This window comes from Streptomyces sp. NBC_00224, assembly GCF_041435195.1.
GTDB lineage: Bacteria > Actinomycetota > Actinomycetes > Streptomycetales > Streptomycetaceae > Streptomyces.
This window is the reverse complement of sequence record NZ_CP108106.1, coordinates 3520376-3534596: the sequence shown is the minus strand read 5'-3', so window position 1 is coordinate 3534596 and position 14221 is coordinate 3520376. Positions and strand designations below refer to the sequence as shown.

Genomic DNA, 14221 nt, shown 5'->3' with positions numbered 1-14221 from the left:
AGGTGGATACGTGACGAATCTGATGCCTTACGCCGCCGGCGAGCCGTCCCTCGGTGGTGGCCTCGGCGACCATGTCTACAACCGGCTGCTCAACGAGCGCATCATCTTCCTCGGCCAGCAGGTCGACGACGACATCGCCAACAAGATCACCGCACAGCTCCTCCTCCTGGCCGCCGAGCCGGAGAAGGACATCTACCTCTACATCAACAGCCCCGGCGGCTCGGTGACGGCCGGCATGGCGATCTACGACACCATGCAGTACATCCCGAACGACGTGGTCACGATCGGTATGGGCATGGCGGCCTCGATGGGCCAGTTCCTGCTCACCGGCGGCACCGCCGGCAAGCGCTTCGCGCTGCCGAACACCGACATCCTGATGCACCAGGGTTCCGCCGGCATCGGCGGCACCGCCTCGGACATCAAGATCCAGGCCGAGTACCTGCTGCGTACGAAGACGCGCATGGCGGAGATCACCGCCCGCCACTCGGGCCAGACGGTCGAGACGATCATCCGCGACGGCGACCGCGACCGCTGGTACACGGCGGAGGAGGCCAAGGAGTACGGCCTCATCGACGACATCATGGCCCACGCGGCCGGTGTTCCGGGCGGCGGCGGCACCGGGGCCTGAGCGCCCCTCTCCCCGGCTCCCTGCGAGCCGGGGACCCCAGCCCCGGCCCCTGAGCACCCGAGCCCACAGAACGCCACCAGGATGGTGAACCCCGACATGCAGAACAACCTCTCCGCAAGCGGCCTCTACACCGGCCCGCAGGTGGACAACCGCTACATCGTGCCGCGCTTCGTCGAGCGCACCTCGCAGGGCGTGCGCGAGTACGACCCGTACGCGAAGCTGTTCGAGGAGCGCGTGATCTTCCTCGGCGTGCAGATCGACGACGCCTCCGCCAACGACGTCATGGCGCAGCTGCTGTGCCTGGAGTCGATGGACCCGGACCGCGACATCTCGATCTACATCAACAGCCCCGGCGGCTCGTTCACGGCCCTCACGGCCATCTACGACACGATGCAGTTCGTGAAGCCCGACATCCAGACGGTCTGCATGGGCCAGGCGGCCTCCGCCGCCGCCGTGCTGCTCGCCGCGGGCACCCCCGGCAAGCGCATGGCGCTGCCCAACGCGCGCGTGCTGATCCACCAGCCGTCCTCGCAGACCGGCCGCGAGCAGCTCTCCGACCTGGAGATCGCGGCCAACGAGATCCTGCGCATGCGCAGCCAGCTGGAGGAGATGCTGGCCAAGCACTCCACCACGCCCATCGAGAAGATCCGGGACGACATCGAGCGGGACAAGATCCTCACCGCCGAGGACGCCCTGGCGTACGGCCTGGTCGACCAGATCGTGTCGACCCGCAAGACGACGTCGGCCGCGGCCGCCTGACGCAGCCGGAGCCCCTGGCGCGGTCCATATGACGGTCCACGTCGAAGTGAACCGCGCCAAGGGGGGCCCGAACGGGGGGCCAGGCAAGGTACCGTCGGATATGAGGCACCAGGAGCCGCTGAACGTGGCGTCTCCCAGGCGAAGGGGAAGCACCTCGTGGCACGCATCGGTGATGGCGGCGACCTGCTCAAGTGCTCGTTCTGCGGCAAGAGCCAGAAGCAGGTGAAGAAGCTCATCGCAGGCCCCGGTGTGTACATCTGCGACGAGTGCATCGATCTCTGCAACGAGATCATCGAGGAGGAGCTCGCCGAGTCCTCCGAGGTGCGGTGGGAGGAACTGCCCAAGCCGCGCGAGATCTACGAGTTCCTGGAGAGCTACGTGGTGGGCCAGGAGCCCGCCAAGAAGGCGCTCTCCGTGGCGGTCTACAACCACTACAAGCGCGTCCAGGCCGGCGAGAACGGCGGCGGGACGGGCCGTGACGACGCGATCGAGCTCGCCAAGTCCAACATCCTGCTGCTCGGCCCCACGGGCTCCGGCAAGACGCTGCTCGCCCAGACCCTCGCCCGGATGCTCAACGTCCCGTTCGCCATCGCCGACGCGACGGCGCTCACGGAGGCGGGGTACGTGGGCGAGGACGTCGAGAACATCCTCCTGAAGCTCATCCAGGCCGCCGACTACGACGTCAAGAAGGCCGAGACGGGGATCATCTACATCGACGAGATCGACAAGGTGGCCCGTAAGAGCGAAAACCCGTCGATCACGCGTGACGTCTCCGGCGAGGGCGTCCAGCAGGCCCTCCTGAAGATCCTGGAGGGCACGACGGCCTCGGTCCCGCCCCAGGGCGGCCGCAAGCACCCCCACCAGGAGTTCATCCAGATCGACACGACGAACGTGCTGTTCATCGTGGGCGGTGCCTTCGCGGGCCTGGAGAAGATCATCGAGTCCCGGGCCGGCGCCAAGGGCATCGGCTTCGGCGCGACGATCCGCTCCAAGCGGGAGATCGAGGCCAGCGACCAGTTCCAGGAGGTCATGCCGGAGGACCTGGTGAAGTTCGGGATGATCCCCGAGTTCATCGGCCGCCTGCCCGTCCTCACCTCGGTCCACAACCTCGACCGCGAGGCGCTCCTCCAGATCCTGGTCGAGCCGCGCAACGCGCTGGTCAAGCAGTACCAGCGCCTCTTCGAACTCGACGGCGTGGAGCTGGACTTCGACCGCCCGGCCCTGGAGGCCATCGCCGACCAGGCGATCCTGCGCGGCACGGGGGCGCGCGGTCTGCGCGCGATCATGGAGGAAGTCCTGATGTCGGTGATGTACGAGGTCCCGTCCCGCAAGGACGTGGCCCGCGTGGTCATCACCTCGGACGTCGTCCACAACAACGTCAACCCGACGCTGGTCCCGCGCGAGCCGCGCATCGTGAAGAACGACGGGCGGCACGAGAAGTCGGCGTAGCCGGTAGCCGAACACAGAAGGGCGCCCGGCCAGTTGGAGATCCAACTGGCCGGGCGCCCTTCTTGTCTCCGTGTTACTTCTTCACACGCGCGCTGTTGTACAGCTTCGCGGCGAGGTCGGCGACCTGGTCGGTCGGCATGGCCGCGCCGCCGCCCTTGCCGAGCATGGCCGCCATGTCGATCGCCTCGACGACACCCACCGTGGAGAAGTCCGACCAGATGCAGATCGGGACCTCGGCGGTCTTGGCGTCCTTGGTGTCGGTGACCTTGGCGCTCTGGCACTTCATCAGCGCGCCCGAGAACCCGGCGGGCTTGACCGACGTCGGGCTGCCGACCAGCTCGACCTTGGTGTCGTCCTTCGAGTCGCTCTTCTTGTCCTTGTCGCTGCTCTCCTGGAGCTTCGCGAACGTGGCGTCGAGCGCCTTCGAGGGGTCGCTGACGTCACCGTAGATGCCGTGGAACATCAGCATCTTGCCGCCCAGCGGGTTGCTGGCGTCACCGGCCACCTTGTAGGACCTGGACACCTCCGAGGGGTCCTTGATCCCCATCGCCTCGGTTTCCTTCTTGTCCTTGTCCGACATCTTCTTGTCGGAGGACGAAGAGGAACTGGAGCTCTTGTACTCGCCGACCGTCGCCGGGGCCACCAGCTTGTAGCCCTTGGTGCTCGCGGAGACGTCGCCGTTGCCGCCGCCCCCGCCCTTCGTCGCGAACCACACGCCGCCGCCGATGACCGCGACCGCGACGACGACGGCCGTCACGATCAGGCCCGTCTTCTTCTTGGCCGGGGCGGGCGGCATGGGCGCGCCGTAGGGCGGCTGCTGGCCGTACTGGGGCTGCTGGGCCGGGTAGCCGTAGCCCTGCTGGGGCGGGACGCCCTGCGGGGGCTGCTGCGGGTAGCCGTAGCCGGGCTGCGGCTGCCCGGGCTGCCCGTACGGCTGCTGCGGCGGCTGCTGACCGTACGGGCCGGGCTGCTGGGGCTGGCCGCCGTACGGGCCCGGCTGGTTGTAGCTCATTGCTGGGATTCCCCCTAGGAATGCTTATCCGATCCCGACATCCTGGCGGACGGCCCGGCTGTACGGCGCATCGGGGGCCCGACCGTTACCAAAGATTCCCGTTTCAGTACCGGCCCGTGACACCTCTAAACTGAGCCCCGTGACCGAGAACACTCAGCAGCAGAACCCAGCGCCCACCACCGAACTGCCGACCCAGTACGCGCCGGCCCAGGTAGAGGGGGAGCTGTATGAGCGCTGGGTGGAGCGCGGTTACTTCGAGGCCGACGCCAAGAGCGACAAGCCTCCGTACACCATCGTCATCCCGCCGCCCAACGTCACCGGCAGCCTGCACCTGGGCCACGCCTTCGAGCACACGCTGATCGACGCCCTCACGCGCCGCAAGCGCATGCAGGGCTACGAGACGCTGTGGCAGCCGGGTATGGACCACGCCGGCATCGCCACCCAGAACGTCGTGGAGCGCGAGCTCGCCAAGGAGGGCAAGTCCCGCCACGACCTGGGCCGCGAGGCGTTCATCGAGCGCGTCTGGCAGTGGAAGGGCGAGTCCGGCGGCCAGATCTCCGGCCAGATGCGCCGCCTCGGCGACGGCGTCGACTGGTCCCGCGAGCGGTTCACCATGGACGAGGGCCTGTCCGAGGCCGTCCAGACCATCTTCAAGAAGCTCTACGACGACGAGCTGATCTACCGCGCCGAGCGCATCATCAACTGGTGCCCGCGCTGTCTCACCGCGATCTCCGACATCGAGGTCGAGTACCAGGACGACGAGGGCGAGCTCGTCTCGATCCGGTACGGGGAAGGTGACGCCTCCATCGTCGTGGCGACCACCCGCGCCGAGACGATGCTGGGCGACACGGCCGTCGCCGTGCACCCCGAGGACGAGCGGTACCGGCACCTCGTCGGCACCGAGATCGAGCTGCCGCTGACCGGCCGCCGTATCCCCGTCGTCGCCGATGAGCACGTCGACCCCGAGTTCGGCACCGGCGCCGTCAAGGTGACCCCGGCGCACGACCCGAACGACTTCGAGATCGGCCAGCGCCACGGCCTGCCGAACCTCGCCGTCATGGACGAGCACGCGGTCATCACCGTCCACGGCCCCTTCCAGGGGCTGGACCGGCTGGAGGCCCGCTCGGCCATCGTCGCCGCCCTGCGCGCCGAGGGTCGCATCGTCGCCGAGAAGCGCCCGTACACCCACTCCGTCGGCCACTGCTCGCGCTGCAAGACCACCATCGAGCCGCGTCTGTCGATGCAGTGGTGGGTCAAGGTCGGCCCGCTCGCCAAGGCCGCCGGTGACGCGGTCCGCGACGGCAAGGTCAAGATCCACCCGCAGGAGATGGAGAAGCGCTACTTCGACTGGGTCGACAACCTCCACGACTGGTGCATCTCGCGCCAGCTCTGGTGGGGCCACCGCATCCCCGTCTGGTACGGCCCGAACGGCGAGATCGTCTGTGTCGGACCGGACGAGCAGCCGCCGTCGGGCGAGGGCTGGCGCCAGGACACCGATGTCCTCGACACCTGGTTCTCCTCCGGCCTGTGGCCGTTCTCCACCCTCGGCTGGCCGCAGCAGACCGAGAGCCTCGCGAAGTTCTACCCGAACTCCGTCCTGGTCACCGGCTACGACATCCTCTTCTTCTGGGTCGCCCGGATGATGATGTTCGGTCTGTACGCGATGGACGGCACCCCGCCGTTCCACACCATCGCCCTGCACGGCATGGTGCGCGACCAGTTCGGCAAGAAGATGTCGAAGTCCTTCGGCAACGCGGTCAACCCGCTGGACTGGATGGACACCTACGGCTCCGACGCGGTCCGCTTCACCCTGGCGCGCGGCGCGAACCCGGGTGTCGACGTCCCGATCGGCGAGGACTGGGTCCAGGCGTCCCGGAACTTCGCCAACAAGATCTGGAACGCCACGCGCTTCGCGCTGATGAACGGCGCCACGGTCGAGGGCGAACTGCCGCCCGCCGAGCAGTTGTCGGCGGTCGACCGCTGGATCCTGTCCCGACTGAACAAGACTGTCGCCGAAGTCGACGCCCTCTACGAGGACTACCAGTTCTCGAAGCTGTCGGAGGCTCTCTACCACTTCGCGTGGGACGAGGTCTTCGACTGGTACGTCGAGCTGTCGAAGACGACCTTCTTCGAGGGCGGCGAGCAGGCGCGGGTCTCCGGCCGGGTCCTGGGCGAGGTCCTGGACGTCACCCTGCGCCTGCTGCACCCCGTCGTCCCGTTCGTCACCGACACCCTGTGGACGACCCTCACCGGCGGCGAGTCCCTCGTCATCGCCGACTGGCCCACGGACAGCGGCTTCCGCGACGACGCCGCCGAGCGTGAGATCGAGCTGGTCCAGCAGGTCGTCACCGAGGTCCGCCGGTTCCGCTCCGACCAGGGCCTCCAGCCCGGCCAGAAGGTCCCGGCCGAGCTCACCCTGACCGGTACGGCGCTGGCCCCGCACGAGGCGGCCATCCGCCAGCTGCTGCGGCTCCAGCCGGCGGGCGAGGGCTTCCACGCCACCGCCTCGCTGCCGGTCGCGGGCGCCACCGTCGCGCTCGACCTGTCGGGCACGATCGACGTCGAGGCGGAGCGCAAGCGCCTGGCGAAGGACCTCGGCGCGGCCGAGAAGGAGAAGCAGCAGGCCAACGGCAAGCTCGGCAACGAGGCGTTCCTCGCCAAGGCGCCGGACAACGTGGTCGACAAGATCCGTACGCGCCTTGCCAAGGCCGAGGCGGACATCGACCGGATCACGACGCAGCTGGCGAACCTGCCGCAGGCGTAAACAGGGCCGCGAAGGGCCCCGGACCGTTGAACGGTCCGGGGCCCTTCGGTTTTGCCTGCGGGCGCGACGTGGGTCAAATCACGCGATTAGCCCCAACCAGGGTCGAAAGTCAGCCATGAAAGGTCCAAAGACCTTGCATGATGGAAGGCATGTACGCTCCGTCCCCCGCCTCCGCACTGCGGCGCGCGCTGGGCGACGACCGGGCCCTGGACGTACTGATCGCGCTGGCCGCCTTCGCGCTGATGATCATCGATGTGCCGGGCCTCGCGGCGGCGGACAACTCCCTCAGCGGGGCCACGGTGCCGCCGGTGCTCGCGGCGGGCTCGGCCACGCTGCTGCTGCGCCGCAGATGGCCGTGGATCCCCTACCTCGCCGCGCTGCTCTTCCTCGGCTGGCTGCACCAGCTGACGCTGATCCAGTTCGCGCTGTACTCGCTCGGCCGCTTCCGGGGCCGGCGCACGGCGGTGGTGGCGACGGTGCTGTACGTGGCGGTGGCGTCCACGCTGTACTACGTCCCCGGCTGGCTCGGGCACCGCGCCGACACCCTCAGCTCGTTCCTGAGCATCGTGGTGCCGGTGGGGGTGCTGTCGTCGGCGGTGGGCGTGGCAACGTACCGCCAGGATCTCGTACGCGAGGTCCAGGCGCTCCAGGCCGTACAGGCCGAACGGGCGTCGGTGGCGCGGGACGTCCACGACATGGTGGGGCGCGAGCTGACGATGCTGGCGGTGACGGCGGAGGTACGGGCGCGGCGGGCCCTGGGCGGCCCCCACGAGCAGGACTTCGACTCCCTGGCCGAGACGGCGCGGCGCGCACACCATATGCTCAACGAGATCCTCGTCGCGCGGGCGGACGAACGGACGGCGACCCCCGGGCTTGACGGCCTGCCGTCCCTGGCGGCCGAGACGCGGCGGGCGGGGACGCCGGTGACGCTGGCGGTGGCCGAGCGGGCGTACGGGCTGTCCCCGCTTCGCCAGGCGGCGGTGTACCGGGTAGTCCAGGAATGCCTCACGAACGCGGTGAAGCATGCGCGGGGGGAGGGGGTGGCGGTGACCATCGGAGTCCGGGGCGGCGAACTCCACGTCCACGTCCGCAACAGCCTGCCGTCCACGGTGCCGCCGACCGCGCCGGTGTCGTCGGGGACGGGGACGTTCTCGATGCGGGAGCGGGTGGAGAGCATGGGGGGTGCGCTGACGACGCGGCGCACATCGACGACATACGAGGTCGAGGCAACGCTGCCGTCGGGCACGGCGTGATTTTCGGCCCGGTGTTCGTCTGCGGGCCGGTGGCGGGCTGGTCGCGCAGTTCCCCGCGCCCCTGAAGGGCTCGGCTTCGCCGTCGCCCCGCCCGTACCCCCAGGGGCGCGGGGAACTGCGCGACCAGCCACACACAGCCCGCAGACGAACGAAGCGGGGTCCGGGGGCGCAGCCCTCGGGAAAGCCGCCTCCACCCCCACCCACCCCCGGAGGCCACGCGGCGGAGCCGCAAGTGTCACAGCGGTGAAGGGGCGGGGAGGGGCCTACTTCGCCGTCAATAGCCGCTGCAACCCGTCGAAGTCCTCCACGCACTTCCCCGACCCCACCGCCACACACTCCAGCGGCGCGTCCGCCACGAACACCGGAATCCCCGTCGCGGAGGCGAGCCGCAGGTCCAGGCCGGGCAGCAGCGCGCCCCCGCCCGTCAGCACGATCCCGTGCTCCATCACGTCCCCGGACAGCTCCGGCGGGCACTCCTCCAGAGTGACCCGCACCGCCGCGACGATCTGGGACACCGGCTCGTCCAGAGCCGCCCGTACCTCCCGCGCCGAAAGGGAGAGGGACCGGGGGAGGCCGCCCACCTTCTCCCGGCCCCGCGCCGGGAACGTACGCGACTCCAGCTCTGCATCCCCCGGCACCGGCCACGCCGACCCGATCGCGACCTTCACGTCCTCCGCCGTACGCTCCCCGATCAGGAGCCCGTGCTCCTTGCGTACGTAGTCCGTGATCGCCGCGTCGAGGCGGTCGCCGCCCACCCGCAGCGACTGCGAGGTGACGATCCCGCCCAGCGAGATCACCGCGACCTCCGTCGTACCGCCGCCGATGTCCACCACCATCGACCCGCGCGGCTCCGCCACCGGCAGCCCCGCCCCGATCGCGGCAGCCATCGGCTCCTCGATGAGGTGGACGGCCCGCGCCCCCGCCCGCTGCGCGGCGTGGACGATGGCCCGCCGCTCGACCTGGGTCACCCCGCTCGGCACGCACACCACCATCCGGGTGCGCGGACGGCGGCCCGGCACCGCCTTGCGCACGAAGTGGCGGATCATCTCCTCCGCCGCCTCGTAGTCGCTGATCACCCCGTCCCGCAGCGGACGGATCGCGGTGATGGAGCCCGGCGTACGCCCGATCGTCTCCTTGGCCTCCGTCCCGACGGCCAGCGCGGTGCGCCCGCCCTCCTTCATCGCCACCACGGACGGTTCGTTGAGCACGATGCCCTGACCGCGTGCGTACAGAAGCGTGTTGGCCGTGCCGAGGTCGATCCCTATGTCCATGATCGCCAAGTTTGCCCCCGTCTCCTGTGGGGACCGGGGGCCGAACGTCCCGAAAGGGGCGGGTCCAAGGTCCTGTCGGTCCCCCTCCGTAGACTGGGGTCGTGACCGAGCAGCCCGACCGCAGCAGCAGCCCCGACGACCACTTCGACGACATCGTCGAGGCGGAGACCACACGCGACCCCGACCTGGCGGTGATCGAGGCCGGCAGCCGCACCCTGCGCACCCAAGGCGGCCTCCCGCAGGGCGACCCCGTCCCCGCCCGCCCCGCCGACCCGGAGGTCGACAAGGCGCTGCGCGCGGTCGAGACGGAGCTGGCGACGCGCTGGGGCGAGACCAAGCTGGAGCCCTCGGTCTCCCGCATCTCGGCGCTGATGGACGTCCTGGGCGAGCCCCAGCGGGCGTACCCCTCGATCCACATCACCGGCACCAACGGCAAGACGTCCACGGCCCGCATGATCGAGGCGCTGCTCGCCGCCTTCGACCTGCGCACCGGGCGGTATACGTCCCCCCACGTCCAGTCGATCACCGAGCGCATCAGCCTGGACGGCTCGCCGATCACGGCCGAGCGCTTCATCGAGACGTACGAGGACATCAAGCCGTACGTGGAGATGGTCGACGCCCAGCAGGACTACCGCCTCTCCTTCTTCGAGGTCCTCACCGGCATGGCGTACGCGGCGTTCGCGGACAGCCCCGTGGACGTGGCCGTCGTCGAGGTCGGCATGGGCGGCAGCTGGGACGCGACCAATGTGATCGACGCGTCGGTGGCCGTGGTCACCCCCATCTCCCTGGACCACACCGACCGGCTCGGCTCCACGCCCGCCGAGATCGCCGTGGAGAAGTCCGGGATCATCAAGCAGGACGCGACCGTGATCCTGGCCCAGCAGCCGGTCGACGCGGCCCAGGTGATGCTGAAGAAGGCCGTCGGGGCGGACGCGACGGTCGCGCGCGAGGGCATGGAGTTCGGCATCGTCGCGCGCGAGGTCGCGGTCGGCGGCCAGCTCCTGACGCTGCGCGGCCTCGGCGGCGAGTACGACAACGTCTTCCTGCCGCTGTACGGCGCGCACCAGGCGCACAACGCGGCGGTGGCGCTCGCCGCGGTCGAGGCGTTCTTCGGCATCGGCTCCGAGCACGCCCGCCCGCTGGACGTGGACACCGTCCGCAAGGCGTTCGCCTCGGTGGTCTCGCCCGGCCGCCTGGAGGTCGTGCGCCGCAGCCCCACCGTCGTCCTGGACGCCGCCCACAACCCGGCGGGCGCCCTGGCCACGGCCGAGGGGCTGACCGAGGCGTTCGGCTTCTCGCGGCTGATCGGCGTGGTCGCGGCCAGCGCCGACAAGGATGTGAAGGGCCTCCTGGAGGCCTTCGAGCCGGTCTTCGCCGAGATCGTCGTCACCGCCAATTCCAGCCACCGCTCGATGGACGTCGACGAGCTGGCCGCGGTCGCCGTCGAGGTCTTCGGCGACGAGCGGGTGGTGGTCGAGCCGCGTCTGGACGACGCGCTGGAGGCGGCGATCACCCTGGCGGAGGAAGAGGACGAATACGCCGGTGCGGGGGTCCTCGTCACCGGTTCCGTGATCACGGTCGGCGAGGCCCGGCTGCTCCTGGGAAGGGGCTGACGCCCGATGCGCACGCTCTGCGCTTCCACCCTCATCGGTGAATTCTTCGTCATAGGGTTCGCCGGTCTGGTCGCCATGAAGGACGACAGCCTGACGGTGTCCACCGTCTGGACGGTCAGCGGTATCGCCATGCTGTTCTCGCTGCTCCTGTGCGGTGTGCTGACCCGTCCCGGCGGGCTCCAGCTGGGCTGGGCGCTCCAGATCGCCCTGATCGCGAGCGGCTTCGTCGTCCCGCACATGTTCTTCCTCGGCGCGGTGTTCGCGGGCCTGTGGTGGGCCTCGATCCACTACGGCCGTCAGGTGGACGCGGCGAAGGCCCGCTTCGCGGCGCAGGCGGCGGAGCCGGAGCCGCAGACGTAGGCAGTTGGGGGCGCCGGGAACTGCGCGACCAGCCACATACGGTCCGCAGCCGAAACGAGGGCTGGTCCGGGTGCGGCCGTACCACGCGCCCCCTGTAGCCTCGCCTCACCGCACACGTATGCCTGCAAGGAGCCGGACACCATGACCCAGCGCACTCTCGTCATCCTCAAGCCCGACGCCGTCCGGCGCGGCCTGATCGGCGAGATCATCGGCCGTATCGAGCGCAAGGCCGGCTGGACCATCCCGGCGATGGAGCTGCGCACGCTGGACCAGGAGACCCTGGAGACGCACTACGGCGAGCACAAGGGCAAGCCTTTCTACGAGCCCCTGATGGGCTTCATGGCCTCCGGCCCCGTCGTCGTCCTCGTCGCCGAGGGCGAGCGTGTCATCGAGGGCGTCCGCCAGCTGGCGGGTCCCACCGACCCGATCGCGGCCGCGCCCGGCTCCATCCGGGGCGACTTCGGCACCATCGTCCGGGAGAACCTCATCCACGCCTCGGACTCCGAGGAGTCCGCCGAGCGTGAGCTGAAGATCTTCTTCCCGGGTCTGGTCTGAGTCGGGTCCGGTCCATTTCCTGACCGGGCGTCAGCCATATAGCGCTCATGACCTGGGGCGACCGAAGGAATTTCGGTCGCCCTTCGGCATATGCGGGGCGAAGTCGGGAACGCATCGCACCGACACATCGTCACCATTACTAGAGGTGGACCAACGCGCCGTGTCCGTGCAGGCGGCACTACGATGGAGCCTCACGCCCACAGCACCCACCTCGCCGACCTAAAAAGCCGTCAACGCTCGATTAGGGAAGGCCGGACGCATCCTCATGGGGAGCAACAACATGTCGTTCATCGGCCGTGACATGGCTGTCGACCTCGGGACCGCCAACACGCTGGTGTACGTCAGGGGCCGCGGAATCGTCCTGAACGAGCCGTCCGTCGTCGCCATCAACACCAACACCGGCGGCATCCTGGCGGTCGGCGCCGAGGCGAAGAAGATGATCGGCCGTACGCCGGGCAACATCGTGGCCGTACGACCGCTGAAGGACGGCGTCATCGCCGACTTCGAGATCACGGAGCGGATGCTCCGCTACTTCATCCTGAAGATCCACAAGCGGCGTTACCTGGCGCGCCCGCGCGTCGTCGTCTGTGTGCCCTCCGGCATCACCGGAGTCGAGCGCCGTGCCGTCATCGAGGCCTCCACCCAGGCCGGCGCCCGCCAGGTGCACATCATCGAGGAGCCCATGGCCGCGGCCATCGGCTCGGGCCTGCCCGTCCACGAGGCGACCGGCAACATGGTCGTCGACATCGGCGGCGGCACCACCGAGGTCGCGGTGATCTCGCTCGGCGGAATCGTCACGGCGCAGTCCATCCGCGTCGCCGGCGACGAGCTGGACAACGCGATCATCCAGCACATCAAGAAGGAGTACAGCCTCCTCCTCGGTGAGCGCACCGCCGAGCAGATCAAGATCACCATCGGCTCGGCGTACGACCTCGACAAGGACGAGCACACCGAGATCCGCGGCCGCGACCTGGTCTCCGGGCTGCCCAAGACCGTGGTCATCTCGGCCGCCGAGGTCCGCAAGGCCATCGAGGAGCCGGTCAACGCGATCGTCGACGCCGTGAAGACGACGCTCGACAAGTGCCCGCCGGAGCTCTCCGGCGACATCATGGACCGCGGCATCGTCCTCACCGGCGGCGGCGCCCTGCTGCGCGGCCTCGACGAGCGGCTGCGCCGCGAGACCGGCATGCCGATCCACATCGCCGAGGACCCGCTGGATTCGGTCGCTCTGGGATCCGGCAAGTGCGTCGAGGAGTTCGAGGCGCTCCAGCAGGTCCTCGACGCCCAGCCGCGCCGATAAGCGCCACCGGCAGCCGTCCCCCCGAGTCAGCGAGTGACCTGGGGGGACCGCCCGTACGGGCCACTGCCAACCCGTACGGCGGATCGTTGATATACAGATCGAACAGATTCCGACGAGGAAGGCACGGCCGCCGCACGTGAGGGACACACGAGAGAGCCGGCTGCTCCTGGTGCTGCTGATCGCCGTAGCGTTCGCGCTGATCACGGTCGACATCCGGGGTGGGGAGAATTCACCGGTGGACGGCGCCCGGCAGGCCGCCGCCACGGTGTTCGGGCCGGTGGAGAACGGCATGGCGGCCGCCGTCGACCCGGTCGGCAACGCCATCGGCGCGGTGCGCGACTCGGGCGAGCGCCACAACAAGATCGCCGACCTCCAGCGCGAGAACGAGGCGCTGAAGCAGAAGCTCGGCAGCGACGCCCGCAACCGCTCGCGCCTGAACCAGCTCGACTCGATGCTCAAGACCGCCGGCGAGGGCCAGTACGGCATCAAGGCCGCGCAGGTCATCGGGATAGGAGCGGCCCAGGGCTTCTCCTGGACCGTCACCATCGACGCCGGCTCGCGCGACGGCATCAAGCGCGACATGACCGTACTGAACGGGGAGGGGCTCGTCGGCCGGGTCACCACCGTCGGCCCGTCCACCGCCACCGTCCTGCTCGCCAACGACCCGGACTTCACGGTCGGCACCCGGATGGAGAACAGCGACGAGCTGGGCTTCGCCACCGGCCAGGGCGACCGGCCGCTGTCGGTGCAGCTGCTCAACGGCAAGGCCAAGGTCAAGTCGGGCGACCGCCTGGTGACCTTCGGCTCGCAGTCCGACAAGCCGTTCGTGCCGGGCGTCCCGGTCGGTGAGGTCGTCAAGGTCGACCCCTCCGGTGGCGACCTGACCCGGACCATCTACGTACGTCCGTACGTCGGGTTCACCAAGCTCGACATCGTCGGCGTCGTCGTCCAGGCCCCGCGCACCGACCCGCGCGACCAGGTGCTGCCCGCCAAGCCCAGGCCGACCCCGACGCCCACCGTGACGGTGACGGTCACCCCGGCCCCGAACCCGAACCAGGCGAACCCGAACGCGGCGGACCAGAACGTGCCGATCCCGGGCGGCGACCCGAACAACGCGAACCCCAACGGCAACGCGAATCCCAACGGGGCCGCGAACCCCAATGGCGCCGCGAATCCCAACGCCAACCCCAACGGCCCCGCGAACAACGGCAACGCGAACAACGACGCCGCCGCCGACGGCGACCAGTAGGAGCTGAT

At 69.5% G+C, this 14221-nt stretch carries 12 protein-coding genes; 10 read left to right on the top strand and 2 right to left on the bottom strand.

Annotated features, from left to right (window positions below; translation table 11 throughout):
- Positions 1 to 10: 10 nt before the first annotated feature.
- The 3 genes from OG965_RS15830 (at position 11) to clpX (ending at position 2836) form a co-directional block, all read left to right on the top strand.
- Positions 11 to 628 carry an ATP-dependent Clp protease proteolytic subunit gene (locus OG965_RS15830; RefSeq protein ID WP_361386536.1) on the top strand — a complete coding sequence of 206 codons (618 nt, stop codon included), beginning with the start codon at positions 11 to 13 and terminating at the stop codon, positions 626 to 628.
- Between the two features lie 81 nt (positions 629 to 709).
- The gene (locus OG965_RS15825; protein WP_306822805.1) at positions 710 to 1387 is read left to right on the top strand and encodes an ATP-dependent Clp protease proteolytic subunit; all 678 of its coding nucleotides are present in this window, start codon (positions 710 to 712) and stop codon (positions 1385 to 1387) included.
- 156 nt (positions 1388 to 1543) lie between these two features.
- Positions 1544 to 2836, top strand: coding sequence for an ATP-dependent Clp protease ATP-binding subunit ClpX (gene clpX / locus OG965_RS15820; protein WP_371652718.1), 1293 nt, complete (start codon positions 1544 to 1546; stop codon positions 2834 to 2836).
- 73 nt (positions 2837 to 2909) lie between these two features.
- On the opposite strand, the gene OG965_RS15815 is transcribed toward clpX, so the two are convergent.
- Positions 2910 to 3848: a hypothetical protein gene (locus OG965_RS15815; protein ID WP_371652717.1), complete on the bottom strand. Its 939-nt coding sequence runs from the start codon at positions 3846 to 3848 to the stop codon at positions 2910 to 2912.
- Positions 3849 to 3987: 139 nt separating this feature from the next.
- On the opposite strand from OG965_RS15815, the gene OG965_RS15810 reads away from it, so the two are divergent.
- Both OG965_RS15810 and OG965_RS15805 read left to right on the top strand, forming a co-directional pair.
- On the top strand, positions 3988 to 6612 hold the full coding sequence (locus OG965_RS15810; protein WP_371652716.1) for a valine--tRNA ligase: 2625 nt from the start codon (positions 3988 to 3990) through the stop codon (positions 6610 to 6612).
- A 149-nt stretch (positions 6613 to 6761) separates the two neighbouring features.
- Entirely contained in the window at positions 6762 to 7865 is a 1104-nt protein-coding gene (locus OG965_RS15805; protein WP_371652715.1) for a sensor histidine kinase, read from the top strand.
- Between the two features lie 263 nt (positions 7866 to 8128).
- On the opposite strand, the gene OG965_RS15800 is transcribed toward OG965_RS15805, so the two are convergent.
- A complete protein-coding gene (locus OG965_RS15800) occupies positions 8129 to 9136 on the bottom strand; it encodes a rod shape-determining protein (RefSeq protein ID WP_371652714.1) in 1008 nt (335 codons plus the stop codon).
- Between the two features lie 101 nt (positions 9137 to 9237).
- Between OG965_RS15800 and OG965_RS15795 the strand changes: the two genes are divergently transcribed.
- The 5 genes from OG965_RS15795 to mreC all read left to right on the top strand — a co-directional run bounded on the left by OG965_RS15795 (position 9238) and on the right by mreC (position 14213).
- Entirely contained in the window at positions 9238 to 10749 is a 1512-nt protein-coding gene (locus OG965_RS15795) for a folylpolyglutamate synthase/dihydrofolate synthase family protein (protein ID WP_371652713.1), read from the top strand.
- Between the two features lie 6 nt (positions 10750 to 10755).
- The gene (locus OG965_RS15790; protein WP_371652712.1) at positions 10756 to 11109 is read left to right on the top strand and encodes a DUF4233 domain-containing protein; all 354 of its coding nucleotides are present in this window, start codon (positions 10756 to 10758) and stop codon (positions 11107 to 11109) included.
- A gap of 141 nt (positions 11110 to 11250) precedes the next feature.
- Positions 11251 to 11664 carry a nucleoside-diphosphate kinase gene (gene ndk, locus OG965_RS15785; protein WP_371652711.1) on the top strand — a complete coding sequence of 138 codons (414 nt, stop codon included), beginning with the start codon at positions 11251 to 11253 and terminating at the stop codon, positions 11662 to 11664.
- A gap of 280 nt (positions 11665 to 11944) precedes the next feature.
- Positions 11945 to 12964 carry a rod shape-determining protein gene (locus OG965_RS15780; protein ID WP_053727412.1) on the top strand — a complete coding sequence of 340 codons (1020 nt, stop codon included), beginning with the start codon at positions 11945 to 11947 and terminating at the stop codon, positions 12962 to 12964.
- Positions 12965 to 13100: 136 nt separating this feature from the next.
- Positions 13101 to 14213, top strand: coding sequence for a rod shape-determining protein MreC (gene mreC / locus OG965_RS15775; protein ID WP_371652710.1), 1113 nt, complete (start codon positions 13101 to 13103; stop codon positions 14211 to 14213).
- Positions 14214 to 14221: the final 8 nt, after the last annotated feature.

What these genes read in the sequence shown, in the direction of transcription:
- OG965_RS15800 (WP_371652714.1), bottom strand. Translation starts at nt 9,136, where the DNA reads ATGGACATAGGGATCGACCTCGGCACGGCCAACACGCTTCTGTACGCA.
- OG965_RS15790 (WP_371652712.1), top strand. Translation starts at nt 10,756, where the DNA reads ATGCGCACGCTCTGCGCTTCCACCCTCATCGGTGAATTCTTCGTCATA.
- OG965_RS15815 (WP_371652717.1), bottom strand. Translation starts at nt 3,848, where the DNA reads ATGAGCTACAACCAGCCGGGCCCGTACGGCGGCCAGCCCCAGCAGCCC.
- OG965_RS15805 (WP_371652715.1), top strand. Translation starts at nt 6,762, where the DNA reads ATGTACGCTCCGTCCCCCGCCTCCGCACTGCGGCGCGCGCTGGGCGAC.
- OG965_RS15780 (WP_053727412.1), top strand. Translation starts at nt 11,945, where the DNA reads ATGTCGTTCATCGGCCGTGACATGGCTGTCGACCTCGGGACCGCCAAC.
- OG965_RS15825 (WP_306822805.1), top strand. Translation starts at nt 710, where the DNA reads ATGGTGAACCCCGACATGCAGAACAACCTCTCCGCAAGCGGCCTCTAC.
- ndk (WP_371652711.1), top strand. Translation starts at nt 11,251, where the DNA reads ATGACCCAGCGCACTCTCGTCATCCTCAAGCCCGACGCCGTCCGGCGC.